We start from the raw sequence: 25672 nt of genomic DNA, 5'->3' as shown, positions 1-25672 counted from the left end.
CCACGCTAGCATCGAGAGCCACCGCCATAAACGTCAGTCCTTGAAAACGATCGTCTTGTGACCGTTCAGGAACACGCGGTCCGCAAGATGATAGCGCACCGCCTGCGCCAGCACCCGCCGCTCGATGTCCCGGCCCTTGCTGACCAGCGCTTCCGGCGTGTCGGTGTGGCTGATCGCCTCGACGTCCTGGTGGATGATCGGGCCCTCGTCGAGATCGGCGGTCACATAATGGGCGGTCGCGCCGATCATCTTGACGCCGCGCGCATGCGCCTGGTGGTAGGGCTTGGCTCCCTTGAAGCCCGGCAGGAAGCTGTGGTGGATATTGATGCAGCGGCCGGACAGAAAACTCGCCAGATCATCCGACAGGATCTGCATGTAGCGCGCCAGCACGACCAGCTCCGCGCCGCTGTCGCTGACCAGCTGCTTGACCTGCGCTTCCTGCTGCGGCTTGCTGTCTCCGGTGACCGGCAGATGGTGGAAGGGTATGTCGCCGATGAAGGTGGTGCCGAGCAGTTCGCGCGGATGGTTGCAGATGATGCCGACGACGTCCATCGGCAGCTCGCCGATCCGCTGGCGATAGAGCAGGTCGCCCAGGCAATGGTCGAACTTCGACACCATGATCATCACCTTCGGCCGCTCGTCGCTGCGCCGCAATTTCCACTGCATCTGCCTGTCCGCGGCGAGCGGAGCAAAGGCATCGGCAAGCGTCCCGGCATCGGCGCCTTCCGTCAGATCAAACACCACGCGCATGAAGAACCGGTGCGTCTCGCTGTCATTATATTGCTGGGAATCGACAATATTGCCGCCATGATCGGCCAGTATCTTGGCCATGCCGGCGACCAGCCCCGGCTGGTCCGGGCAGGACAAGGTCAATATCTGTCGGTCTGTCGGTATCTGCATATTCCCACCCATGAACGTCCGCGCTTCATGCGATGAATGGGCGAGTCTGGCTAGACCTTTATTCGGGCCCTGATGCCGATTATTGTCCCGGTTGCAGCTATTCGCATTGGCCGACTGCAGGCCACCGCCCGACGCGCCGCGCGAGCCGGCCGGCAATTAAGCCGTTTATCTTGGCGACCGCCGTGCCTATACCGGCACAACAGGATCATCCGGTCACAAGAAGGAATCAGAAATTATGAAGACCCGCGCCGCCGTTGCATTTGAAGCCAAGAAACCGCTCGAGATTGTCGAGCTGGATCTGGAGGGCCCGAAAGCCGGCGAGGTGCTGGTCGAGATCATGGCCACCGGCATCTGCCACACCGACGCCTATACGCTCGACGGACTGGACAGCGAGGGCAAGTTCCCCAGCGTGCTCGGCCACGAGGGTGCGGGCATCGTCCGCGAAGTCGGCCCCGGCGTCACCAGCGTCAAGCCTGACGACCATGTGATCCCGCTCTACACCCCGGAATGCCGCCAGTGCAAAAGCTGCCTGTCCGGCAAGACCAACCTGTGCACCGCGATCCGCTCGACCCAGGGCCAGGGCCTGATGCCCGACGGCACCAGCCGCATGTCCTACAAGGGCGAGGCGATCTACCATTATATGGGCTGCTCCACCTTCTCCAACTTCATCGTCCTGCCGGAAATCGCGGTCGCCAAGATCCGCACCGACGCACCGTTCAACACCAGCTGCTACATCGGTTGCGGCGTCACCACCGGCGTCGGCGCGGTGGTCAACACGGCGAAGGTCGAGCCGGGCGCCAATGTCATCGTCTTCGGCCTCGGCGGTATCGGCCTCAACGTGCTGCAGGGAGCACGGATGGTCGGCGCGGACAAGATCATCGGTGTCGACATCAACGATGACCGGGAAGAATGGGGCAAGAAATTCGGCATGACCCATTTCGTCAATCCGAAAAAGATCGAGGGCGATATCGTCGAGCATCTGGTCGCACTCACCGACGGCGGCGCCGACTATACGTTTGACTGTACCGGCAATACCGACGTGATGCGCCAGGCGCTCGAAGCCTGCCACCGCGGCTGGGGCGAAAGCATCATCATCGGCGTCGCCGAAGCCGGCAAGGAAATTGCCACCCGGCCGTTCCAGCTGGTCACCGGCCGGGTCTGGAAGGGCACCGCTTTCGGCGGCGCGCGCGGCCGCACCGATGTTCCGAAAATCGTCGACTGGTATGTCAACGGCAAGATCGAGATCGATCCGATGATCACCCACACGCTGACGCTGGAAGAGATTAACAAGGGCTTCGACCTGATGCACGCCGGCGAAAGCATCCGCAGCGTCGTGGTATTCTGATGGAGACCGTTTCCAGAAACCGCAGCCACGCCGGCACCCAGTGCGTCTACTCGCACGAGTCGAGCGCAACCGGCACCGAGATGACCTTCGCGGTCTATGTGCCGGACCATGTCGAGGGCGAGAAGCTGCCGCTGCTCTGGTATCTGTCCGGCCTGACCTGCACCCACGCCAATGTCATGGAGAAGGGCGAATATCGCCGCGCCGCCAGCGAACTCGGCCTGATCATCGTCGCCCCCGATACCTCGCCGCGCGGCCAGGACGTGCCCGATGACAGCGCCTGGGACATGGGGCAGGGTGCCGGCTTCTATGTCGATGCCACCGAAGCGCCATGGGCAAAGAATTTCGGCATGCGCCGCTATGTCGAACAGGAATTGCCCGAACTGATCGCCGCAGAATTTCCGGTCGACATGGCACGCCAGGGAATCTTCGGTCACAGCATGGGCGGTCACGGCGCGCTGACGATCGCGCTGCGCAATCCGGGCCGCTATAAAAGCGTGTCCGCCTTCTCGCCGATCGTTTCGCCGATCCAGTGCCCGTGGGGGAAGAAGGCGCTGGGCCGCTATCTCGGCCTAGATAAGGCGGCGTGGCGGGACTATGATGCCTGCGCACTGATCGAGGATGGCGCGCGCGTCGCCGATATCCTCGTCGACCAGGGCACCGCCGACAATTTCCTCGCCGAGCAGCTGAAACCGCAGCTGCTGGCCGAAGCCTGCGCCAGCGCCGATATCCCGCTCACCCTCAATATGCGCGAAGGATACGACCACAGCTATTATTTCATCTCGACCTTCATGGACGACCATCTGCGCTGGCACGCCGAGCGGCTGTGACCATGCGGCCGCTGGACCTGCAGGAAGCCCTCGATCAGGCGCTGGCTGAGCAGCCGGTGGCCGGCGCCGTCGCGATGGTCGGCAACAGCAATTCCGTGCTGGCGTCCGCCGCATCCGGTCTTGCCGATCCGGCCAGCGGAACAGCGATGACGCTCGACGGCATATTCCAGATTGCCTCGATGACCAAGGCGGTAACATCGGTTGCGGCGATGCAGCTGGTCGAGCGCGGCCTGCTGTCGCTGGACGATCCGATCGGTGCGGTGCTGCCCGAACTGGCGCGCCCCGACCTGCTGAAAGGCTTCGATCCGGACGGCCAGCCGGTCGTCGAACCCGCCAGCAAGCCGATCACCCTCCGCCACCTGCTCACCCACAGCTCCGGTCTCGGCTATTCCTTCACCAGCGCCGACATGGCCAAAGCCCAGGGCAAGGTCGCCCCCGGCAGCATTGCGAGCATTTCGGCGCCGCTGATGTTCGAACCCGGCAGCGACTGGCTCTACGGCGTCAGCTCCGACTGGCTCGGCCGCGCGGTCGAATCCGTCAGCGGCCAGACACTCGGCGCCTATATGGAAGACCATATTTTTGCGCCGCTGGCGATGTCCGACACTGGCTTTTCTGTCGCGTCCGAGAATATCGAGCGCAGGGTCCCGCTGCTGTCCCGTCAGGAAGATGCTCTTATACCGTTCCCGATCGAGATTGGCGGCGGCGATGCAGCGGAATTCCACTCCGGAGGGGGCGGTCTCTATTCGACGGCGGCAGATTATATGCGGTTCATGCGGATGATCCTGAACCGCGGCACGCTCGACGGAGAGCGGATCATCAGTGCGGAGACGGTTGCCATCATGAGTAAAAACCAGATTGGCGCGATGCGCGCGGGCCGGATGGAAAGCGTCGCGCCGCTGCTCGCCGGCAACTATGATCCGTTTCCCGGCATGCGCTGTGGCTGGGGTCTCGGTTTCCTGATCAACCCGGAAACCGGTCCGGACGGGCGCGCCGCCGGCAGCCTGGCCTGGGCCGGACTGCCCAATTGCTATTTCTGGATCGACTGTGCCAGCGATCTCGCCGGCCTGGTGCTGATGCAGTTTCTGCCTTTTGCGGACGAGGCCGCGTTGCACGTCCGGGCAGCGGTGGAATCCGCCGCCTATCGGCGAGGATAGCCAGGTCATGCTATTGCGGCGCAACCCCGCGCCTGTTCACATTCCGGAGATTCAACCATGACTACCGTCTCGCGACCCCCATCGATCGGCGACGCCGAACGGAAACAGCGACTCGACAGGCTCCGCCAGGCGATGCCGGCCACAGGGATTGATGCGGTGCTGATCACGCCGGGCAGCAATATGCGCTATTTTTTCGGCGATGCCTTCTACGAAAGCGAGCGCGTTGTCGGCGTCCTGATCAGCGCCGACAGCATCATCTTCATCTGCCCGAAATTTGAGGAATCGGCAATCAGCGCCAAATTTCCCCAGATCCCCGACATGGCCTTCTGGGAGGAGCATGAAAGCCCGTTCGCGCTCATCGCGTCGCTGCTGGCCGAACAGAGTTGCCGGCGATGCGCGCTCGACCCCGAATGTTCCTACGGCCACGCCGCGCGTCTGGTCGATGCGCTCGGCCAGTGCGACCAGCCGATCGCCTGCGACTCTGCCGCCGCGATCATCGCCCCGCTGCGCGCAACAAAATCCCCGGCAGAAATCGCCCTGATGATCGCGGCGATGCAGCTCACCCTCTCCGTCCACCAGATAATCTTCGAGTGGATCAAGCCGGGCATGAAGGCCAGCGAAGTGATCGCCGAAATCGACGGCCTGCACCGCGCTGGCGGGGCCGATCGCGGCAACAGCTTCTGCGCGGTCCAGTTCGGCGAGGCGACCTCGCATCCGCACGGCGTCCCCGGCGATCCGGCGCTGCAGGACGGCGAGCTGATCCTGATCGACACCGGCTGCACGATCGACGGCTATAATTCCGACATCACCCGAACCTATGCGCTGTCAAAGCTGGACAGTGAGATCGAAAATCTCTGGCATATCGAAAAGGAAGCCCAGCAGGCCGCTTTTGATCGCGCTGCTATCGGCACGCCTTGCGAAGCGGTCGACCAGGCCGCCCGCGACGTGCTGATCAGCCACGGTCTCGGTCCCGACTACGACCTGCCGGGCCTTCCGCACCGTACCGGCCACGGCATCGGCCTCGATATCCATGAGGGCCCCTATCTGGTGAAGGGCGACCGCACGCCGCTGGCGACCGGCATGTGCTTTTCCAACGAACCGATGATCGTGGTACCGGGCAAGTTCGGCATCCGGCTGGAGGATCATTTCTACATGACGGACTCGGGGCCGGAGTGGTTCACCAGGCCGCAACAGGATCTGTATCGGCCGTTTGATTAGGGTTTATATCCCATGCTCTCGGAAGGGTGAGGAAAACCCGTCGCAGCAAAAATCTCTCCTGCATCCGGCCCGATCTCGCCCGCCGGTCCGCAACATCAACAGCAAACGAATGTTACTCGGAGGCGAGCGTGGGGAGGGCGGGCAGTATCGCAACGCCATGTTCCCGACTGATCTGCTTAAGTTGCATCGATCAAAAAATGTACAATGGGACGGGTTTCGGGACTGCTGTTTCGCCGGAATGAAGCCTATTCGAAAATATCGGGCGATGTTGGACGAACTGGCTCGACCAGACATTCCAACCCCGCCGCGATGTCCGCGGAAATATCCTTCAGTTCCCGTTCAATAGCCAGGCCCAGCCATGTTTGTCCGTCGGTCAGTGCGATCATGCAGGTTGCTGTGCGCAGCGCGCTCATCTTGAGCCGGATTTCACCGGATTTCTCCATGGCCGACAGTCGCTCTGCCAACAGCACAAGAGCCTGCTCCATCTGTGGCTTCAGCAGGTCCCGCATCGGGCCCGGGCGAAGACCACTGGCGAGCAATTCCAGGTTGGCCCTGGCGATCGTTGTCACGTCAAAGCCGCGCTGCTCCTCCAGGGTCGCCAAATCGTCCCGCAGCGGCGACCAGCGATGGGGTACCTCGGCCGGATCCATAGCGGCAAACTGCAGTGCCGCCGTGACGATTTCGTCCTTGCTTCCGAAATGTTTGTAGATCGCGCCCGTGCTGAGGTCGGCCTTGCTGCGGATCGTTGCAATCGAGGTCTTTTCCAGGCCCAACTCCCCGATGCAGCGAATCGTGGCGCGAAGAATTCGCTCTCGCTGAGCGTTCATATGTTCCGGGCTTCGCTTGGGCATGACTCGCTGCAATGTAAGGGGTGAAAAGGCTATATAAACGATCTTGACCAATCATCAATAAGAGAATAAATGTTCTCCTATTACGCTGGCGAAGGTCGAAATATTGTACGTCCGAAATCCCGCGTAGGGTTGCCTGCGGCGCGCTGTCTTTTTGTCGAGCGGGCCGGTTGAGCGGATCAGAGGCTGGAACGTTCTTACGCGGGATAGGCCACATTGGCCGGCTATGCGCGAAAGGCCAAAGAAGGATGAAATTGATGGGTAAGAAATTATTGTTCGCCTTGCTCTCGGTCACACTGGCCGCAGCGGTGCTGGCGTCGCCCCGCAATTCCGTATTCCCGCCGACCGCATCGACGGCGACTGACGCTCCTGATCCTGAAAAGCCAGCAACCAGTCCGCAAGCCCTCACGGCATCAGACGTGGACGCGTGGCTCAGCGGCTTCATGATGACCACGCTGCGGCAGGGCAAGATTGCCGGCGCTGAGGTCGTAATCGTGAAGGATGGCCAGGTACTGCTGAAACGGGGCTATGGCTATGCCGATGTGGAAGCCAAAACGCCGATGGATCCGGACCGCAACCAGCTCCGGATCGGCTCCGTTTCGAAACTGTTCGCCTGGACGGCCGTGATGCAACAGGTTGAGGCGGGCAAGATAGACTTGAACGCCGACGTGAACCGCTATCTCGATTTCAAGATTTCCCCACCGGGCGACCGCCCCGTCACCATGATCGATCTGATGAGCCATCGCGGCGGTTTCGAGGAAGGCCTGAAGGATCTCCTTGCCACCGATCCCGAGAGACTGAAAACGACCGAGCGCTATTTGAAGGAGAACGCGCGGCCCTTCCTGTTCGCACCAGGAGAAGTGCCTGCCTATTCGAACTATGGCACTGCGCTTGCCGGCTATATCGTAGAGCGGGTCTCCGGCGAGCCCTACGAGACCTATGTCGAGCGGCATATCCTCAAGCCGCTGCGCATGAGCGGCACCACGCTGCGCCAGCCGCTTCCGCCCGCATTCAACAAGACCGCTGCGAAAGGGTATCAGACCAGCGAAACTGCCCCCAGTGCATTCGAACTGGTGGGAACGGCACCGGCTGGCCAGGTTTCGGCAACCGGCGCGGATATGGGGAATTTCATGCTCGCCTATCTGCAGGACGGTCGCTTTGGCGATGCGCAAATCCTGAAGCCAGAGACGGTCCGTATGATGCGCACGCAAATGTTGGAAACGCCGGAAGGGTTCGATTCCATGGCATATGGATTTTTCCGGGGGGAACGCAACGGCCGTCTCCTTGTGGGGCATGGTGGCGATACCGTCGTGTTTCACAGCGATCTGAACATGCTTCCGGAGGAAGGCGTCGGAATTTTCGTCAGCTTTAACAGTGCGGGCGAAAACGGTGCCGTATATGGCGCACGCGATCGGCTGCTCGAGCTGTTCCTGGACCGGTATTTCCCGGCGCCAGCTGCCGTCACGCCGCCCGCCATTGCCGGGGCCGCAGAGCATGCAAAGGCGATCGCGGGCGATTACGACACGTCACGGCGGGTTGAAACAGGCTTCATCAGCATGTTCTATTTGCTGCAGCAGGACCAGGTCATCGCGAACGAAGATGGTACGATCAGCCTGTCTTCGCTGGAGGGCAAGCGCTTCCGGGAGGTTGCGCCCGACTTGTGGCGCGAGGTTGGCGGCACGCGGCAGTTGCGCGTGACCGAGGCGGGCGGCCGCCGCGCCATCCTCGACAGTCATAATCCTGTCTCGATACTGCAGGCCACACCGGCCAGCCGGAACGGTTCACTTTTCAAGCTCGTTGCAGCATTCTCCATCCTCGTGTTGCTGTGCACGGCGCTGGTCTGGCCGATCGCGGCGTGGGTGCAACGCACCCGGAAGCTGCCCCCGGTCGCTACCGGTCGGGCGGCCCTGGTTCGCCGCCTGACGCGCATCGCCGTCGTGGTCAATCTGGTTTATCTGGCCGGCTGGTGCATGCTGCTCGCGCCGATGCTGAGCAGCGAATACAGCTTTTACAATGCAGGCATCGACAGCTTCATCCGTGTTTTGCAAGTGGCCGCGATCGTGCCGCTGCTGGGAGCGATCCTTGGGATTTGGAATGTCTGGCTGAGCTTCAGGACCAAACAAGGATGGGCTGCATCCGTCCGCAATGTAATCGTGGCGCTGGCGCTGACCAGCTTTCTGTGGACCGCGTGGATGGCCGGGTTTCTCAGCTGGAATCTGAATTATTAGAGTGCGGATAGGCAAGCCTTCAGCCAGGTGGATGCCTCTCTTGTCAGCTCGGGCACCGGCAGCGCCGTTCCGCGCCATGCCTATCACGATGCGGGTTTGCTGCTCGCCGACGTGCTGGCCTATGAACAGCCAGTGACGACCTGGCTATCGCAAATATCGCTGTCCTACACGCTGCCCGATCGCTTATGCTGTCCTCCGCTCTCCGGGCAGGCTCTTTGACACTTGAATAGGTGTTGCGCGATGGCTGCGTAATGGGTTGCGGGCCGGTCTGGAAGGTCACACTGGACAGGGTGCGCGTGGCTCGCAAAGACCGGTAGTGTGCGGTTTTGCGGCAAAGGTCACAGAAAATAAATCAGGTGCTCTTTGTAAGCTTCTCTGGGGAAAACCGCCATCGGCGTTCGGCCGGTCTATCGTGATGCCGAAGCGCCCTGGCTCCGGAAAACTGGTCGGGACGAGAGGATTCCCGACTAAGGAATTTCAACTATTACCATCAACGCAAAACCGCAAAATTCCTCGGGTTTCTATTCTATCAACATGTTTGAATCAGTTCAGGTGCACAGTCAAGTGCACAATTTGTGCGCAACCTGTCATCTGCGGTTTTTTCATAAAACACTGACTTTTGATCCCAAGGGAAACTACTTTGGAATGTTCATGATCAGGGGGCAGATAATTTTTATTGGATTCCACCGGTGCAACACTGAAAAAAATAGGAGAACTGCGATCGGTCCACACTGGTTTGCTTTGCGGCATTTGCCGCCATCCAAGAAGGATTCCTGAACCAGCAGTAAGGTGGGAGGGAAGGGGCAAGCGCTCACCTGGCACGGCTGCGGCCAGCACTTCGCCGGACGTATAAGCGGATGTTCTTAAAAGGCGAGCTGCAAAGTCCACTTTGTCTGTGTTGCAGGATAAATGTGGATAGCCCGCAATCGGCCCGATTGTGTTCTCTAATACGTTCTCTAATACGTCAAGGGCAACTGCTGTTTTCCTGAACTGGTGCGATTGCCTGTGGGTGTCTGCGTTCTCTGCGTGCTCGTTGGCACTTTATGGGGTCAGCTGGTTGCGGTGTGGCGAAGTTGAAATCGCAGTCGACCGACTGGGGCCGCATGCTACAATAGGCGCCATCATCTGCTCCCTCCCTCGGGCGTTCGCTCCCGCTCGGGAACTCGTTTCGATCTCCTTTCTTAGCGGTCAGGCCGGATGGAACTCGGTGCCATCTCGGAGCATGGCATGCATGATGATGGCAAGGCGTCGCGCGAGCGCGATGCGCGCCTTGCGCATGGTCGAGCGCTGCGCAATTGCCAACGCCCAATTCTTAAGCTTCAGTTCGCCCTTGTAGCGGGTCAGCATGACGTGGGAAGCCTCATAGAGAAGCGTGCGCACCCTCCGGTCTCCACACTTTGATATGCTGCCGACATAGTCGATCTCGCCAGACTGGTATCGCCTCGGAACCAGTCCGAGATATGCACCAACATCGCGCGAGCGCCGGAACCGCGCGGGGTCGTCAATGGCAGCGGTGAAGGCCAGCGCGGTAAGCCTGCCGACACCGGGAACAGTCATCAGCAGTCGGCACGCGTGCGAAGCCTGCGACAACCGCTTGATGTCGCCATCGATGGCGGCCACGGCGGCCAGCAACTTCTTGCGCTGCGTGTTCTCCGCTTCCAGCGCACGAAGCCGCTTCGCCTCCGATACCTCAAGGCCGCCATACTTGAACTTCCGGTTGTAAAGTGTCGCTTCCGACACACCATGCTTGCGCGCCAAATCAGCCGTCTTCGCGCCTGCTTCCGCCTCGCGCAGAACTCCGATAATCTGTTCTTCCGTAAATCGTATCCGCTTCATTAGTCCGTCCTTTCTTGGGCCGGACTCTAATCAATTCTGGAGGAGTTTTAATGCGTCACGTCACCAAACATGACTGAAAAATGGTTGCCGCCAAGTAAAAGGAAAAGGGCCAACCGGTCTCCAGTTAGCCCTTCTCTAGTTTCCCAAGGGAAATCTAATTTTTGAAGCGCTAACCCTATTTACCTTCTGTTTTCATGGCTTCGCCATCTTTCATAGCATCGGCGGGTGCAGCTTCGTCTGTCGCCATCGCGTCAGCAGGTGCCATGGCATCTGTACCCATGGTATCGGAACCCATGGCATCGGAACCCATGGCATCGGAACCCATTGTATCGGCGCCCATTTCATCAGTTGTAGTCGCAGCTTCGTCAGCGGGAGCGCCGCAGGCACTAAGTGCCAAAACAGCTGCCGATGCAGCAAAAACAGTTAATTTACGCATTCTGAATCCCCAAAATTGTTCCAATTCAAGCCGCTATAGAAAGTAGCTAGAATAGTATGTATAGGATTTGAAGGCGGAAGTATCACAAAAATTTGAAAGAATTTGTCATGTGACTGCTTTGATGGCTTTTATTTCCAGAAATTTTTGCAGGTGCCTAACTGAACAATGAGCTGATTACAGAAACAGTTTAATCGGTTGAATCCGATCAAGCCCCCTCTTTCGGCATTTAGGTTCCGTTGACAAAGGGGATTTTCAAACGGCGTAGTTTATGATTCAGGGTCGCTTTTGAGGAGGCTGCCGTGATCCGGGGTTTGATGAGTGATGACGAATGGGCTTGCCTGGAGCCATTTGTAATCGAACGCGGCCCGCGCAGTGGTTGCCGCCCGAAGGACCATCGGCTTGTCCTGGATGGTATTTTCTGGATTGCAAGGACCGGCGCCGAAGGTGCTGCTCGCAGATAAAGGCTATGATGCTAACTATATTCGTGAAAATATGGAGAGGCGTGGCGGAACAGCGATGATCCTGACAAAGCGCAACCGCAAAATCCAACTGCCAATCGATCCTGCCATCTACGCGCTACGCAATATGGTCGAGCGCTGCTTCAACAAGCTCAAAAATGCCAGACGCCTTGCAACCCGATATGGCAAAACCTCTGACAGCTATCTTGGCTTCATCCAGCTCGTCGCTATCCGGTTATGGATGTGCCAATTTGTCAACAGGTCCTAAGTTCCTACCTCCGTACGCTTTTTGCCGCCAATAAGGGGAATTAATCTTTATACGCCTCCACCGGTAACGATCCAAATGCATCTTCAAGTGCGGATTAGCGCCTCCCGATTTATGCAGCAGGCTCGGGCTTCCAATCTTCTGGAAACTCTATCTGCAGGTTTTTTAGATCTTGTACGGATCATCCGCAAAGGCTGGCTGCATCCTTCCCTTGGCTGGCCAACATCTCGTTCACATTTGCTGCAATCACACCGTAACTGACATTTCCGAACAGCTTCTGGCGTCCTTCGTTGATAACATATGTTGGACTGCCCTCGATCCCGTGTAGCTGAGCAAGATCATAATCCATTGTGAGCCTTGCAATGGCTTCGCCGGTTTTGAATTTATTCAGTATATTGTCAAAATCGACATGCAAGAACCCGGCTATTTCTCGTTGCACATCCCAGTCCGAGACATCCTCCGCTCTTGTAAAAAAGGCAGAGCGCAGTTCCCGCGCGGCGAGGATGGATGGTCGTTCAGCAACAGGGGCTTTGGATATTAAGCCCTCTTGCTCGATCAATTCGACCGCCTTGATAAACAGATGTGGGCTCGCCGATGAGCGCGGCCGTGTTTTTGCCCAGGCATCGCTGTGAATCGGCAAATTCTCGAATTTCCCGGCGATGCCTTGTACATGGTTCGCATAACCATCAAAACCGCCCCGTTCTGTCCACTGAGACGCGATTTTCGTCCATGTATCCGGGAATACCGAGCAGTAATGGATGTTGATAGTAATCCGGTCACCGAATTCTGTTGTAAGCCGGTCAAAATTGCTCTGGGAAGCATAGGCCCATACGCAGAGTACATCAGAAAAATGATCAATTTGGGCGGTTGGCATTGCGATGGTCTTTCTGAAAAGCTGATAACTACCATTCGATGTTATCAATGTACAACACGCCGGATCGAACTGGAGGTGCATGAAAAAATGGATTGAATGGATCGTTCAATCGGAAGCTCCGCCACAAACTTCTCTATGGAGAGATGTTGCACAATATGCAGGAAGAAGCCGGTCTGTTGATCAGCTTGGCTTCTTCCCGCCTAATTGACCGCGGCCTTTGTCGCTATTTTTTTGGCGGCATCATCAGTTCCTGCTGCATCATCAGGCTTTCAATCATCTGATGCATCATAGCCATATGCTGCTTCATTTTCTCCATATGTGCCGGGTCCATCTTCATCATGGCCCCATCGGCCATTTTGGCCTTCATTTTTTCTTTATGTGCCGGGTCCATCGCCATCGGCTTGTCTCCCTGTGACATCATCCCGCCTTAAGCCATCTTGGCCTTCATGGAGGCCATATGTGCCTTCATCATGGCCATATTCTCTGTCATGAGCTTTTCGCGCTCTGCAGGCGTCTTGGCGTTCTGCGCTCGCTCCATCATTTGTTGATGCGCGGAATGATCGGCCATCGGCATCGCATGACTCTGCATGGCGGGCTTCGGTTCCGGGGGCGCTGCGTAGGCCGCACATCCGGTCAGCATGGCGAAAGCAGCAATGGGGACAATATAGGGGGTTCTCATATTCTAGTTTCCTTTTTTTGCAGTTGTCCTCAAGATAGACGGGATTGGCAGCGAAGCATTACACTTCAACAGCAAATATTTGGGTCAGAGGAATTATTCGCTCGAACTTCCGTTCGTCAATCAGTGTGTTAGATCCATTTTTGATCGTTCGAGTTCCGAGTAGCACCTTTCATCAATGGCGCTTCAATCCGACGCCACTAGCCAAGCAAGCGATTATAGGTGGCGGCAATCGCCCAGACGAATAGCCCGGACAAGAAACTCCACGCAACAAGCCCCACCAAAAAACCTGTCCAGTGCAATGACCAGCCTATATCGGCGAAATTCGAGTGGACCATATTACCGCTCATTTGCATCATCCCGTCGGGGACCATGATACATCCTTCAATTTCTGAATCGCCAGTGCGCACCTGGAAAATGCGATGAACTATTCTGCATCAAGAATAGAAATCCAATCTCCCGTTACAACATAGGCCGCTGCCAAAGCCATAAGAAATGTCATGGCAAAAATAGTTATGACGGGCTGGTATGATGTCTCATCTTCTGCTTTTACTTGCTTTCCTAAAAACCCGCGTAGTTCATCATGGCCGCCAACACGTTTGCCGTCGATGAAGGTTTGCGGTGTTGTCTCGACATCGTGCTCTTGCTTGAATTTATCATTTTCTCCCGGGTTTTGAGGTGATGGTCTTCAACGTCATATCCCTCACGTTTCAGCAAATCCTTTGATTAAAGGCCGTATGGACAGATATGATCCGGCATGACCATACGATAAAGTTCTGCAATTTTAACTCCCGCCATATTCAAAGATTGCCCTCAAATTCAGGAAGTGGCCGGGCCGCTGCATCTGCCTCGGTTGCGGCTTTGCCATTTTTGCGGATGTCCTCGATTAGCCACTTCATTTCCTTGATTTCACGTCGCTGTGCTTTGATGATACCATCGGCTAGCTCGCGCACGCGCACGTCTTCAATATTAGCTCGTTCACTGGTCAGGATCGCGATACTGTGATGCGGAATCATGGCCTTCTGCCACGCTTGATCGGAAATAGTATCTTGCGAGCGAACGAGGTAAACTGAGCCAGCAAAGAGGAGGGCCGCGCCCCCCAGGATCAGCGCATTTATTCGTTTGTCATCATAAGTGCTAAGCATGAACAGCATCATGATAATCGCCATTGCCCCGCCCATATAGAGGGCCATCCAGGAGCGTGTTTCGCTAAAAAACAAATGATCCATTGCATATGTGTTAAGGTACATCAGACCGAACATCACCAAAGTCGATGTCGCGATCATGATGATGAACCGTAAATATTTACCCATTTGGAAGCCTCCCTGTCGTTTTCTGGCATTTAGATTGCTCAACATATAATTCATGAACGCTTAATTGGTTCCGTTCTTTATTGTATCTCATCAATCTCGTGGGGGTATAGCTTGGCGAGGTGTCATGATTCTTGAGCAGGGGATCCAAATAGAGTTTGGCCAAGGGACGCAAGGGGTCATTCAGGGAAATCCAAAACTCATCGGTGATACCTTGGTAAATTTTTTAGAAAATAGGGTGTGCTGACGACCTAGGCTTAGCCATTAGAAGAAGAGGTTTTCGGCGAAGCCATAGATTGACTCTCTATTCTAACAGCAACGCTATGTATATTCCCTGATTTTCCGGTCACCTTGTTCCAGATACTGAAGCTAATATATATTGGTCTGGAATTCCGTTTGCCCAATTGAATTGCTGGCGGCGAGCGCTTGCAAGCGGCGCGGCGAAGACGATTACGATTACGATTAGGTTCAAGATGTACAGCTATAAGAAGAAAGCGATATTATGAATAGACGCAACCTTCTTGGCGCGGTTGCGCTTGGAGGCGGAGCATTGGCAATTGGCGGCATTGCCTCGCGCGGAATCGTCGGGGGGGAAGACCGCCCTTTGTCCTTGGGGTCTTCAGCTAACAGCCTCCGCATACCCAAACTCTATTCAGGGGAAAAAGTTGATGGTGTCCGCACATTCGACTTGAACCTCCGGCACGGCGTCTCTCGTTTTCTTGATGGTGTCGACACAAAAACGATCGGAATCAATCAACCCTATCTTGGACCGACGCTGGAAATGCATGCCGGAGAAACTGTTAGGATGAATGTCAGCAGTGACCTTTCCGAAACGGCGACCGTACACTGGCACGGATTTCATTTACCGGCAGCAGCTGACGGCGGCCCGCATCAACCAATTGCGCCGAGTAGCACATGGTCACCCAGTTTCGAGGTGAAGCAACGGGCATCAATATTCTGGTATCATTCACATGCGCACCGTAGGTCCGGTCCGCAAGTCTATCAAGGATTGGCTGGAGCGATCTACGTGCGTGACGCTGAAAGCGAGCGGCTTGACCTGCCGAATGATTACGGTGTCGATGATATCCCGCTAATCGTCCAGGATCGCGCGTTCAACCGCGATGGAAGTTTTGCCTATTCCACATCGATGCCCGATATCATGACGGGAATGACTGGCGAAACACTGCTGGTTAACGGAACCATTGATCCGGTGTTTGAAGCACAAACCGACCTTTTGCGCCTGCGCCTTCTCAACGGTTCGAACGCGCGATTTTACCGTTTTGGATTTGGCGACGGACGCAGTTTTGAACAGATCGCAAGTGATGGGGGCTTGCTCGAACAACCATATAGAACGGACAAACTGGTGCTGGCCCCTGGTGAACGTGCACAGATCATTATTGATCTAAGCGATGGTAGCCCAATCGCTCTGATGGCAGATAGCATTGGGGGTATGGGGATGATGGGGATGATGGGAACGAGGAGTGACCGCCAGCGTTTCACGGTACTCAACATTTCACCTGCGGCTCAAAGACGCCGGGCGACCCCCATGCCGAGCAGGCTCATTACCCTTCCGCGAATTGATCCTGCGGTTGCTGTTAAAACCCGCCGTTTTGTCCTGAATATGGGAATGGGTATGCGCATGATGCGCGGTGGCGGCTTTACAATTAACGGTCAATCAATGGATATGCAGCGGATCGATGAGACGGTGAAGGTTGGAACGACAGAAATCTGGCAGGTCGAAAATGCTTCGATGATGGCGCACCCTTTTCATATTCACGATGTGCAATTCCGCATAATCGACCGTGATGGGCAAATGCCGGGCAAAGGAGAGCAGGGACTAAAAGATACAGTGGTGGTTGCCCCCAGAGAAGTGGTCCGCCTGCTTTTACAATTTACCGACTATCCCGACCCGCAGCTTCCATATATGTATCATTGTCATATTCTCGAACACGAGGATGCCGGCATGATGGGCCAGTTTCTGGTGACGAGCTAATTTCGCCCAAGCTGTTACGCAGCAAGCTTAAGTCGGCATGGCTCTTTCAATAATCGACCGCGTGTCTATGGTAGCGGCGGAAGCACCAAAAAGATAACCGGATCGATCAAACCGCAACTTGCAAAAAGCTTCGGCAATGGGATTATCCGCGTTGATGAGCACTGCGGCCTGAGCGGACATTGCAAGACGTTCGACGATGTTACGGGCATTATGTTCGGCCAGTCCGCTAATTTCCAGAGTTTTCAGGTGATTATCATAGGAAGGATAGCGCCCGCTTGCAGAAAACAGAAATTCCCGCAGACTGTCGAGCGCTTGGGGTTCGCGTGCCATTGCGCGCAAGACATCCAGCGCGATCACATTTCCCGAGCCTTCCCAGATCGCGTTCAGCGGAGACTGTCGGAAAAGGCGCGGCATCGGACCAGTTTCGACATAGCCTGTTCCGCCCAGACATTCCATTGCTTCGTACACAATTGCAGGGGCACGTTTGCAAACCCAATATTTTGCGATGGGGGTCAGCAGGCGGGACAGCGGGTCGCCCATATCAAATGTTGCAGCGACCTGGAAGGCAAGCACGGTGGCCGCTTCGCTTTCTACAGCGAGATCAGCAAGCACGGACATCATTGCCGGCTGCTCAATCAACCGGCGCTGCATGACGGTGCGATGGGCCGTATGCCACAACGCTTCGGCAAGTGCGGCGCGCATCGTGGAGGCTGACCCCACTATGCAATCAAAACGGGTATGCTGCACCATCTCAATAATGGTTATTACGCCTTGACCCTCTTCGCCAAGCCGCTGCGCATATGCATGATGATATTCAATTTCCGAAGATGCGTTAGAGCGGTCACCGAGCTTATCCTTGAGCCGAATTACGCGAAACCCTGCGTTACGCTGGCCATCAGGCGTCCAGCGCGGAACAATAAAGCAGGTAAGACCTTTATCTGTGTAGGCTAGCGTCAGGAATGCATCGCACATGGGCGCAGAACAGAACCATTTATGACCGGTAAGATGATAGGCACCATCTGCGTATTCAGCGCGTGTCGTGTTCGCGCGGACGTCCGATCCCCCCTGTTTTTCGGTCATCGCCATCCCGATTGTAACGCCGTTTTTTTCCGATGCGGGACGGACAATGGGATCATAGGTTGAAGATATGATCCGCCCGATCCACTCATTTCCCACATCGGGATCGAGTTTCAAGGCGGCAACGGCAGCGTAGGTCATCGTCATGGGACAACCGGTGCCCGCATCAACTTGCCCGAGCAGGAAACTCAACGCTGCGTGGAGAACATGGCCTGCGTTGGTTCCGTCCCAACCGGCGGCGGCCACACCTCCTTCGAGGCCAAGGGCCATCAGTTGATGGTAGGATGGGTGGAATTGCACTTCATCAATCCGTCTTCCTTGCCGATCATGGGTATCAAGCACGGGGGGGTTTTTGTTGGCTGCGTCTCCCCAGCCAATGACTTCGCTGGAACCGGTGCGGATGCCAAAGCTGGTAAGTCGTTGCTTGTGAACTTCGCCGCCCGCCATTTTGACTGCATCGATCAGCGTCCGATCTGAGCCAAACCGGTCAAATGCCTCAAGCACGGGTGGCTGGTTGGTAACTTCATGGCTTTCAAGATTGTCTATGGGGCGCAGAGAGGTCATGACGGCATCATTTCTTCGGAGGTTTTTTGGTGGCCGCGCGGCGACCGGGTTTTCTTTGCACGTCATCGTTCCGGTCAATGCCGGGCGTCCATGCCGGCGGGTCGCTGGCAGGGAAGCTTTCACGCAGCGCTTCATCAACCATATCGCTCTTGTTCTGTAACGCTATTTTCCGTCGGCTATTTATCACTTTCAGCTCCTCAGAAGAGATCGTACCGATGTCAGCTGTTGTGGCCCTGGCTTTGTTGCTCGGACCATTGGGGTATAACAAGATCGCCAATTCCCAGAGATTTGTTCGTTTTGGCGATTGATATGGCAGGGTCCTGCTCTTTACCCGCAAGAGCGCGTATCGCATCAATAGTCTCCGGGATCACGATCGCCTGATTATCAACCATATAGCTGAAACATAGATCGTTTCCGTCAACTGTCAGCAAATCACGCCAAATCGCCACTTCATAGAGATTGGCGTGCCGACGTCCATTTTCAGCCATCCACTCCTTTACCACATTTATTGCCGATAGTCCCGTGCGGCTATCGATTAGGAGTATCCGCGAAGATTGGGACAGTGCGTCAAGAACTTCCGCTTTGGTCGCCGCGCGTCTCATTTCAATGTACCAGGTGTGAAGATGGGCGAGTGTTTCGGGCACCTTGACTGCTATCGTGGTAACATCGAGATTCGGATCAACCAGTCTGGCATCCGGCCCTTGGTGGCTCGGGACTTCGGGTTCGGGAACAAGCGTATTCATGATGCCGCCAAGATGGCTTTCCCAAGGATCGGTTGCGCGGCGGAGGAGTGTTCCTCGCGCTTTCTTCAGTAGGCCCGCGTTTTTGAGGGTTCCCAATGTGCGAACGATGGACGTTGTATTGCAGCTAACCACGCGCGTCGCACTGCCACCTATCGTGCTGGAATAGCTTGTTTCTGCTACAAAGGAATGGCCGGTTACATCATGCTTTTCACCGCCCTGAACGATGAACGGCCGATCAAGTTTGCGGTATAACTCTGCATTTTCGGCCCCCCGGTGTTTGGGCGTACAATCGACAATGATGTCGCTTGATTCCACAAGATCCTTCAATAGTCCGTTAGTGGGTAAGCCTGCCGCCTCCATAGCTGTGCTGGCTTTTGCTGTGGCCGCAAAAAGCGGGATGCCCTTGCTTACAATTTGGGCAATGCGCCAATCTGTCGCGACATCAGCGACGCCCGATAGTGTCATGTCGGACTGCAATCTGATTGCGGTGGCTGTGCGGCTGCCGATCACGCCATATCCGACAATTGCGACTTTGATCTTGTTATCGTCTTCCATTTCTCTGTCTCTTTTCAACCCAGTTAAAAATGTTGCCCATGCCTTTAGCTAAATGAGCAGTTCTGCAATGCCGATCCGGGACGTTTCGTGCGGCACGGCGTCTGTCGAGATGATATCTTTGGCAAGTTGGTTTAGCTGCCAATAGGTGCTGCCCGCAAACAGGGCATGCACAGTCAATATATAGGGTTTGGGGAAACCCTGAGCGATCAGGGCTTCGGCAGTTTCGATCATCGTTCGCCCTGATGAAATGATGTCGTCGACGAGTACCGGGGCCAGACCTTCATAATCGCTCAAGTCTGGCACCAATATCTCGACTTCGTGATCACCAAGGCGGTTTTTATTGAGAATGAGCTGGCGGGCTCCGGCTCGTTCTGCAACAGACTCAACCCATTGCTGGCTTTCAGAATCGGGCCCCACCACAAGAGCATTCTTAACATTGTTCCCGATCCAGTCAGCAAGAAGCGGTGCGGCGTGTTCGACTTTGGTCGGTATGGTAAATATTTCTCCCAGATCCGTTATTCGGTGCAGATGAGGATCAATGGTGATCAAACTGTCGAAAGAGTCGGAAAGCAGCTTGGCAAAATGCGTGGAGGATATAGATTCACCCTCCTGAAATCTTTTGTCCTGCCGCATATAGGCCAGATAGGGCGCAATGAGGCGCACGGTTTTTGCGCCCAATTCGCGGGCGGTTCTCGCAGCAAAAATGAGCCGCAATATCTGATCGTCAGGACGGGCCAGCGTGCAAACAAAATCCACATCTTTCCCCGACACATCGTCGGCCAAACGAACATAAGATTCCCCGTCAGGGAAGTGACGGGTTTCCAACGTACCGAGCGCGCAGCCGGACAGTCTGGCAAGGTCGGTTGCTAAAGTTTCATTGCCGGGCAGGGCGATAAAAAGGCGCATGTTCACTCCTCTATTTTCAATATATCCGGGTTGGCCGCAGCATACTCCAGTGCATAGTCCAGAGAGCCCTTTGCTTCGGCATGGACCGTGAATAGTGGCTGACCGTTCGTGACATGGTCGCCAAGGCGGACATGCATGGCAAGACCAGCTGCTTTCTGGCGCGGGGCTCCCGCCAGTTTGGCCAAACGCGACAATTTGCGATTGTCGATGGAGGATATCTTGCCGTTGCTCTGCGCTAACAGGGGGCAGGTTAATGGGGCGATCGGGGGCGTGCGCATACCGCCTTGCGCCTCGCAAATCGCCTGAAATTTGTTCCATGCCCGGCCATCAACCAAGGCTGCCTCCGCTGCAGCAAGCCCGCCACCGGTTTCCACGTGATTTGCTAGCTCCAGGGCCTGCGCTGCGATCAATATTGCCCGTTTCTTTAGATCTGGCGGTGCTTCCGGATTGTTTTGCAGGACAGATAAGACGTCATGCGCCTCAAGGGCAGGGCCAATGCCGCGTCCCACAGGTTGAGAGCCGTCTGTAAAAACACATCGTATCTCCAACCCAAAATTGGCCGCGACAGCAGAAAGATGCTCACCCAATATTTTAGCCTTGTCAAGCGAACGGACCTTTGCGGTCAGGCCAACAGGCAAGTCAAGGACGACATGGGTGGCACCGGCAGCAATTTTTTTAGATAAGACGGATGCGATCAGCTGGCCTTCGGTATCAATATCAAGAGCGCGCTCGATGCGGATTAAAATATCATCTGCCGGGCTGAGATTGACAGCGCCGCCCCAGGCAATGCAGGCCCCTTGCTCTTCAACCACGCGGCGGATTTGATCGATATCCAGATCAACCGGAGCAAGTGTCTCCATCGTGTCGGCGGTGCCCGCGGGAGAGGTTATCGCGCGCGATGACGTCTTTGGCATAGTGAAGCCCAGACTGGCGACTATTGCGACGACAATCGGCGTTGTCCGGTTGCCCGGCAATCCGCCGACACAATGCTTGTCCAAGATCATCGGAGCGTTCCAGGATAGCAGTTCTCCTGCGCCCACCATTGCCTTGGTTAAATGGCATATTTCTTCAATGTCGAGCGGGAGAGTCGAACATGTCGCGATAAACGTTGCCAGATGGATATCTGCGTAGCGTCCAGCGGCAATATCGCCAATAATGCCCTGGAAGGCCGGCTCGTCCAGACGCCCTCCGTAAATTCTGCGTCTGATATCTGCCAATGATCCTATGGTCGGCACATGGCTAACTGCAATATCCGTCCCATCTTCAATCCCAAGTTTCGCCCAGGCGGCCTCGGACAATCCAGCTTCCCCTGTTGTTAGCCAGTCATTATCGACTTGATAGAGTGTTGCTATAATTTCTCGCCCCGACACAGACGTTAGACGCACGCGTGATCGGGAGGTAAGTCCTTCTGATATACAAACCGGGCAGTCGGTGCGCATGAGCACGATCACCTCGTCCTGCGTGTAGAGGCTGAGACGCTTTGATTTCAGCAAATTATGGGTTTCAATATGGTTGGCGCTCGACGTCATATTTAACTTTCCAGAGAATAACGATCAGTCGGATCGACAACAGTGCTGTTCCAGCCCAACTCTTCTTCAATCCGCATGCGCAGGGCGTCGGAAGCTTTAGGTTCCCCGTGCACCACAAAAGTTCGGGCAGGAGCGTTCCTAAAGCCGGACAACCATTTCAGGATTTCGTCTGAATCTGCGTGGGCCGATAAAGCTGGAAGGCTTGCAATTTCTGCGCGCATCGGAAACCATTGGCCGAACATCTTGACGCTTTCGGCTCCATTCAGCAGTTTTTCTCCGCGTGTTCCTCCTGCCTGATAGCCGGAAAACAGGATTGTATTTCTGCTGTCCTGGCCAAAGGCCTTGAGATGATGGAGAACGCGTCCGCCGGTAAGCATGCCGCTAGCGGCGATCACTACCTTGGGCGTGGTATCACGCGTTATGCGTTTAGAATCATCGACTTCGCGCAGATAGGTTGCAATATCGCAAGACTGCTTGCAGACATCGGGTGGGAGGCGATGATCATCCAGATGGCGGCACAGCAAATCTGTTGCATTGATCGCCATGGGACTATCGAGGAAAATCGGAACAATTTTTATTCGTCCAGCCTGTTTCAGCTTCCACAGATAATACATGATCAATTGCGCGCGCCCGACCGCAAAGGCAGGAATAACGACTGTTCCACCCCTTCGTACGGTCTTTTCGATGATGTCACCGAGTGTATCCATCGGGTCATTTTTGGGATGCGTTCGGTCTCCATAGGTCGATTCCACAAGCACATAATCGGCTGCCGCAACGGGTTCGGGATCAAGCATGAAGGGATCACCATAGCGCCCAATGTCGCCAGAAAAGACAATCGTCTTTCCGCCCCAATGAAATTCCGCATTGGCCGCCCCTAAAATATGCCCGGCTCGGCGCAGCGTCACATGCCCGCCGCCCGGCAGTTCAATCTCTTTGTGGAACGCGATCGGCCGCAATTGTTTCAAAGCTGCTTCGGCGTCTTTGATGGTGTAAAGCGGCAAGGCAGGGGCATGTTTGGTATATTTGTGCTTGTTCGCCAGAAACGCATCTTTCTCCGCAATGAAAGCGCTGTCTTTTAAAAGTATTTCGCAAAGATCAGCGCTTGCTGATGAACAGAAGATTGGGCCTTCAAACCCCTCGCGGACTAATTTCGGAAGATAGCCGCTATGATCGAGATGCGCGTGGGTGAGAATAATGGCATCGATGCTTTTTGGAGAAACCGGAAACGGTTTCCAGTTGCGCTCGCGTAAGGGCTTATATCCCTGGAAAAGTCCGCAATCGACCATGATCCGGCGTCCGTCATTTTCGATAAGATGGCGAGATCCGGTTACCGTCCCGGCTCCGCCAAGACTATGCAATGTGAGCGTCATACGATTTTCTCCTCATTTTTTGAGCCCGATGAGTCTCGCCGCAACATCTGCGGGTCACCCTGCTCGTCGACGGCATCCAATTCTTCCTGTGATAGGAGGGAACCCCGATCGATTTTGAGCAAACCTGCAGCGGAGGCGACCGCATGCGCCCAAGTGCAACGATTGGCGAACAACATGCCAAAAACATCCAATGTGCCGCCTCTGGACAAATATCCCAACGCTTTGGTTTGGCTCGGCCCGCCATCAAGCCGCCTCAATAGACCCAACATTGGCTCCGGTCTCGTGTGCGAGATTATTATCCGCGGAAGATTTGTGGGAAACAGCACATGCAAATCTTTGTCTAAAACAGCATATTTCCATTCGATCTCGTCGCGCGCCTCCCGAAACCGCCCCGGTTCCAAAATGACCGTAATTGAGCAGTTTATCCCGCGTTGCCCGAGCCGTTCGCGCGCCTGTCTTGCTTGTTGCAATTGATAAGCGCCGATGGCGACCAGTTGTACCTGCGCGTTTGTAGCATCGCCCTCAAATTGTATTGCGCCCTTCGCCATCGCAAATTCAGCCTGTTCACCTGAAAAGAGGATTGGCACATCGCGCTTGGCGGTTACCAGGCACGCAATTTGGCCATGCGTTCGGTAGACCGAGCGCAGCGCTGCAACCGCGCTATTGGGATCAACAGGGAATATAACGCGCGATATATCTGACATTTCCCCCAGCAATGCTTCGGGCAATGTCGGGTCTTGATGCGACTGCTCATTTTTTGCGTTTTCCCAAGTGTGGGAGGTTGCAATGAGTGGAACGCTGATCCAGCCTGGTGGCTGGAGCAGTTCGTGCTGGCGGCGCGAGAAAATTATTTCCTGTCGCAATGCGCCAAGCATTTTCATCGCAAAAGCTTCGTAGCTCACAGCGATATTGATCCCGCCTTTGTTACCCAAGGCCGCACTGATAACCGCTTCTTCGTTGAGTGCCGTTATGACGGCTCCATCAACCGCCTCCGGAGTCCCAGATTCAGGCAAGTTCACGCGGTGGTGCAGAAGCTCAAGCGCGCGCGGCATGTGGTTGCTTCTTAGCTCGTCTGGATTGCCAATACGTGGTCGTAGCTTCGGGTTGGCGCGGACAATATCGACAAAATATTCATCGATCGCATCCATCGCGCAGCGTTCGCGCTGACTATTGACATCGGTCCAATTTGGCACGGGTAGGCTGGGCAGTTCGACGATCCGGCGTGCTAGTGAATTCTGACTTTCTCTTGGCCGAGACTGCTGGTCATGGACCGCCAAAGCATTAACGGCTGTTTCCAGCGTGTCAGCCGGGACAAACAGCTTTCTAGCGCCTTCGTGAAATTCAGCTCGTGCGGCTGCATTTTCGGACGGGTTTCCCGAAAGTGGCAGGTTATGGGATCTGTTGGTTCCAGCTCCCGGAAAGCCAAATCCTTTTGTGCAGCGTGCGATAATATAGGGAAGGGGAGCTGGATAGGCTTGCTTCAATCTAATAAATCGCGTGAGCCTTTCTTCCGCTTCCAATATCGCCATCGTATAGGCGAGAGGGTCATGACCGTCGATCAGTATTGGATCATATCCAGCGAGGCGAAGATGAGCTTCAAGCCATTCAGCCCCGCCTTCCTGGCCGATTTCGGTTCTCTGCTCAATCCGCCGGCCATTGAGGACCATGATCGGCACCGCCAAACCGCTATCTTCGGCTCGCCACCAGCGCGGAGACCAGTCGGACCCGCGCTGTTCTTCAAATGCGCCGTCACTCAAAAAGGCAACAAGTCGCTCTCCCGGCAACGGCATATGGACATATTGGAGTTCGGAAAAGCCCAAATAGCCGCCTTCTGAAACACCGCCGGCAGTGTTTGGGCCGACATGGCTCCCCAGCGGTACCGCGGGTCTTCCATCAGCGCTCATCGCATAGCTGTAAAAGTCTGAAACGAGACGGGAAAGCCCGGTCTCGCTGCGCTCATAACGAGCGATTTGTGCAGGGGACAAGTCCCCGGTCAGCGTGTTGATTGCCTCTATTGCAGCAACACAGTGACCCTGACCAAGCGTCCAGGCACGCGTGTGTCCAGACAGGGCGTTGGCAAGTAAATAGCCAACAAACCCGATGGCAACATTGAGGGCGCCGCCAGTATGACCTTCAGGGTTTCGTTTAAATGCGTCTGCCGGCAAATCGGTACCGCTCATATCAACCCGGGAGGCATAGGTCATATGGGCGGTGAGCCACATCGCGGCGTTGGCCAATCGGTCGGCCGCTACAATCAATGTCTCTGCTTGGGCGGAATCCGTAAATCCTTGCCAGTACTGACGTTTTGCGAAAAATTCATCTGTACGCGCAATTGTTGCAGCGCTGTGCTCGATGACGCCAAATCCTGTGCGCCAGTCGTTTGATATGTTTTTTGTCAATGAAAACCCTCCTCAAACGTCACGGTTGCCGTATGCGAACAGCCTAAATGGAACAGCATTGTGAATGTTTATCTGGAATCGAGAAGGTGCAAAAATGGCGTCGCCACCACAGTTAAAAGTGGAGCGACCGCGCTGGGTTGGAGGAAGAGCCCGGCCGCCCC

Annotated in this window: 24 protein-coding genes and 3 pseudogenes; 9 read left to right on the top strand and 18 right to left on the bottom strand. The window is 55.7% G+C overall.

Annotated elements, in window-relative coordinates; translation table 11 throughout:
* Window positions 1-33: 33 nt before the first annotated feature.
* Complete coding sequence (gene purU / locus V7650_RS12610) at window positions 34-900, bottom strand: formyltetrahydrofolate deformylase (protein ID WP_335656600.1); 867 nt, start codon at window positions 898-900, stop codon at window positions 34-36.
* 235 nt (window positions 901-1135) lie between these two features.
* Here purU and V7650_RS12605 point away from each other — a divergent pair, with 235 nt between their 5' ends.
* Genes V7650_RS12605 through V7650_RS12590 form a run of 4 tightly spaced genes read left to right on the top strand, consistent with a single transcriptional unit; the run spans window position 1136 to window position 5444 of the window.
* Complete coding sequence (locus V7650_RS12605) at window positions 1136-2245, top strand: S-(hydroxymethyl)glutathione dehydrogenase/class III alcohol dehydrogenase (protein ID WP_335656599.1); 1110 nt, start codon at window positions 1136-1138, stop codon at window positions 2243-2245.
* Entirely contained in the window at window positions 2245-3072 is an 828-nt protein-coding gene (gene fghA, locus V7650_RS12600; protein ID WP_335656598.1) for an S-formylglutathione hydrolase, read from the top strand. Before V7650_RS12605 ends, fghA begins: the two co-directional genes overlap by 1 nt.
* A gap of 2 nt (window positions 3073-3074) precedes the next feature.
* Entirely contained in the window at window positions 3075-4226 is a 1152-nt protein-coding gene (locus V7650_RS12595; RefSeq protein WP_335656597.1) for a serine hydrolase domain-containing protein, read from the top strand.
* A 57-nt stretch (window positions 4227-4283) separates the two neighbouring features.
* Window positions 4284-5444 (top strand): M24 family metallopeptidase, encoded by a 1161-nt coding sequence (locus V7650_RS12590; protein ID WP_335656596.1) that lies wholly within the window; start codon window positions 4284-4286, stop codon window positions 5442-5444.
* A gap of 245 nt (window positions 5445-5689) precedes the next feature.
* Here V7650_RS12590 and V7650_RS12585 read toward each other — a convergent pair whose 3' ends face one another.
* A complete protein-coding gene (locus V7650_RS12585) occupies window positions 5690-6271 on the bottom strand; it encodes a TetR/AcrR family transcriptional regulator (protein WP_335656595.1) in 582 nt (193 codons plus the stop codon).
* 278 nt (window positions 6272-6549) lie between these two features.
* Here V7650_RS12585 and V7650_RS12580 point away from each other — a divergent pair, with 278 nt between their 5' ends.
* A complete protein-coding gene (locus V7650_RS12580) occupies window positions 6550-8520 on the top strand; it encodes a serine hydrolase domain-containing protein (RefSeq protein ID WP_335656594.1) in 1971 nt (656 codons plus the stop codon).
* 27 nt (window positions 8521-8547) lie between these two features.
* Entirely contained in the window at window positions 8548-8739 is a 192-nt protein-coding gene (locus tag V7650_RS12575; RefSeq protein WP_335656593.1) for a hypothetical protein, read from the top strand.
* A 324-nt stretch (window positions 8740-9063) separates the two neighbouring features.
* On the opposite strand, the gene V7650_RS12570 is transcribed toward V7650_RS12575, so the two are convergent.
* From V7650_RS12570 to V7650_RS12555, 4 genes and pseudogenes are all read right to left on the bottom strand, one after another.
* A complete protein-coding gene (locus V7650_RS12570) occupies window positions 9064-9408 on the bottom strand; it encodes a hypothetical protein (RefSeq protein ID WP_335656592.1) in 345 nt (114 codons plus the stop codon).
* A gap of 300 nt (window positions 9409-9708) precedes the next feature.
* Window positions 9709-10161, bottom strand: a pseudogene (locus tag V7650_RS12565) (transposase); the annotation flags it as partial.
* A pseudogene (locus V7650_RS12560) lies at window positions 10144-10356 on the bottom strand (transposase); the annotation flags it as partial. The pseudogenes V7650_RS12560 and V7650_RS12565, both read right to left, overlap by 18 nt.
* Before the next feature lie 175 nt (window positions 10357-10531).
* A complete protein-coding gene (locus V7650_RS12555; RefSeq protein WP_335656591.1) occupies window positions 10532-10792 on the bottom strand; it encodes a hypothetical protein in 261 nt (86 codons plus the stop codon).
* Between the two features lie 314 nt (window positions 10793-11106).
* Here V7650_RS12555 and V7650_RS18230 point away from each other — a divergent pair, with 314 nt between their 5' ends.
* Window positions 11107-11253, top strand: coding sequence for a transposase (locus V7650_RS18230; protein ID WP_442955295.1), 147 nt, complete (start codon window positions 11107-11109; stop codon window positions 11251-11253).
* Window positions 11225-11518, top strand: a pseudogene (locus V7650_RS12550) (transposase); the annotation flags it as partial. The gene V7650_RS18230 and the pseudogene V7650_RS12550, both read left to right, overlap by 29 nt.
* 178 nt (window positions 11519-11696) lie before the next feature.
* Here the strand turns inward: V7650_RS12550 and V7650_RS12545 are convergent.
* The 5 genes from V7650_RS12545 to V7650_RS12525 all read right to left on the bottom strand — a co-directional run bounded on the left by V7650_RS12545 (window position 11697) and on the right by V7650_RS12525 (window position 14378).
* Entirely contained in the window at window positions 11697-12389 is a 693-nt protein-coding gene (locus V7650_RS12545) for a DsbA family oxidoreductase (protein WP_335656590.1), read from the bottom strand.
* Between the two features lie 223 nt (window positions 12390-12612).
* Window positions 12613-12786, bottom strand: coding sequence for a hypothetical protein (locus tag V7650_RS12540; protein ID WP_335656589.1), 174 nt, complete (start codon window positions 12784-12786; stop codon window positions 12613-12615).
* A gap of 30 nt (window positions 12787-12816) precedes the next feature.
* Window positions 12817-13068, bottom strand: coding sequence for a hypothetical protein (locus tag V7650_RS12535; RefSeq protein WP_335656588.1), 252 nt, complete (start codon window positions 13066-13068; stop codon window positions 12817-12819).
* Between the two features lie 197 nt (window positions 13069-13265).
* Entirely contained in the window at window positions 13266-13439 is a 174-nt protein-coding gene (locus V7650_RS12530; protein ID WP_335656587.1) for a DUF5676 family membrane protein, read from the bottom strand.
* Between the two features lie 426 nt (window positions 13440-13865).
* On the bottom strand, window positions 13866-14378 hold the full coding sequence (locus tag V7650_RS12525) for a DUF305 domain-containing protein (protein ID WP_335656586.1): 513 nt from the start codon (window positions 14376-14378) through the stop codon (window positions 13866-13868).
* A gap of 499 nt (window positions 14379-14877) precedes the next feature.
* Here V7650_RS12525 and V7650_RS12520 point away from each other — a divergent pair, with 499 nt between their 5' ends.
* On the top strand, window positions 14878-16368 hold the full coding sequence (locus tag V7650_RS12520) for a multicopper oxidase family protein (RefSeq protein WP_335656585.1): 1491 nt from the start codon (window positions 14878-14880) through the stop codon (window positions 16366-16368).
* 27 nt (window positions 16369-16395) lie between these two features.
* Here the strand turns inward: V7650_RS12520 and V7650_RS12515 are convergent, their stop codons facing one another.
* The 7 genes from V7650_RS12515 to V7650_RS12485 all read right to left on the bottom strand — a co-directional run bounded on the left by V7650_RS12515 (window position 16396) and on the right by V7650_RS12485 (window position 25511).
* Window positions 16396-18009 carry an acyl-CoA dehydrogenase family protein gene (locus V7650_RS12515; RefSeq protein WP_335656584.1) on the bottom strand — a complete coding sequence of 538 codons (1614 nt, stop codon included), beginning with the start codon at window positions 18007-18009 and terminating at the stop codon, window positions 16396-16398.
* 7 nt (window positions 18010-18016) lie between these two features.
* Window positions 18017-18151 (bottom strand): hypothetical protein, encoded by a 135-nt coding sequence (locus V7650_RS12510; RefSeq protein WP_335656583.1) that lies wholly within the window; start codon window positions 18149-18151, stop codon window positions 18017-18019.
* Between the two features lie 76 nt (window positions 18152-18227).
* Window positions 18228-19307, bottom strand: coding sequence for a type II glyceraldehyde-3-phosphate dehydrogenase (locus V7650_RS12505; RefSeq protein WP_335656582.1), 1080 nt, complete (start codon window positions 19305-19307; stop codon window positions 18228-18230).
* Between the two features lie 48 nt (window positions 19308-19355).
* On the bottom strand, window positions 19356-20213 hold the full coding sequence (locus tag V7650_RS12500; RefSeq protein ID WP_335656581.1) for a ribose-phosphate pyrophosphokinase: 858 nt from the start codon (window positions 20211-20213) through the stop codon (window positions 19356-19358).
* Window positions 20214-20215: 2 nt separating this feature from the next.
* Window positions 20216-21742 carry a thymidine phosphorylase family protein gene (locus V7650_RS12495; RefSeq protein ID WP_335656580.1) on the bottom strand — a complete coding sequence of 509 codons (1527 nt, stop codon included), beginning with the start codon at window positions 21740-21742 and terminating at the stop codon, window positions 20216-20218.
* Between the two features lie 2 nt (window positions 21743-21744).
* Window positions 21745-23112: an MBL fold metallo-hydrolase gene (locus V7650_RS12490; RefSeq protein ID WP_335656579.1), complete on the bottom strand. Its 1368-nt coding sequence runs from the start codon at window positions 23110-23112 to the stop codon at window positions 21745-21747.
* Window positions 23109-25511, bottom strand: a complete 2403-nt coding sequence (locus V7650_RS12485) for a xylulose 5-phosphate 3-epimerase (protein ID WP_335656578.1) — start codon at window positions 25509-25511, stop codon at window positions 23109-23111. Before V7650_RS12485 ends, V7650_RS12490 begins: the two co-directional genes overlap by 4 nt.
* Window positions 25512-25672: the final 161 nt, after the last annotated feature.

This window comes from Parasphingorhabdus sp. (assembly GCF_036964565.1).
GTDB lineage: Bacteria > Pseudomonadota > Alphaproteobacteria > Sphingomonadales > Sphingomonadaceae > Parasphingorhabdus.
This window is presented reverse-complemented; position numbering and strand designations above follow the sequence as displayed.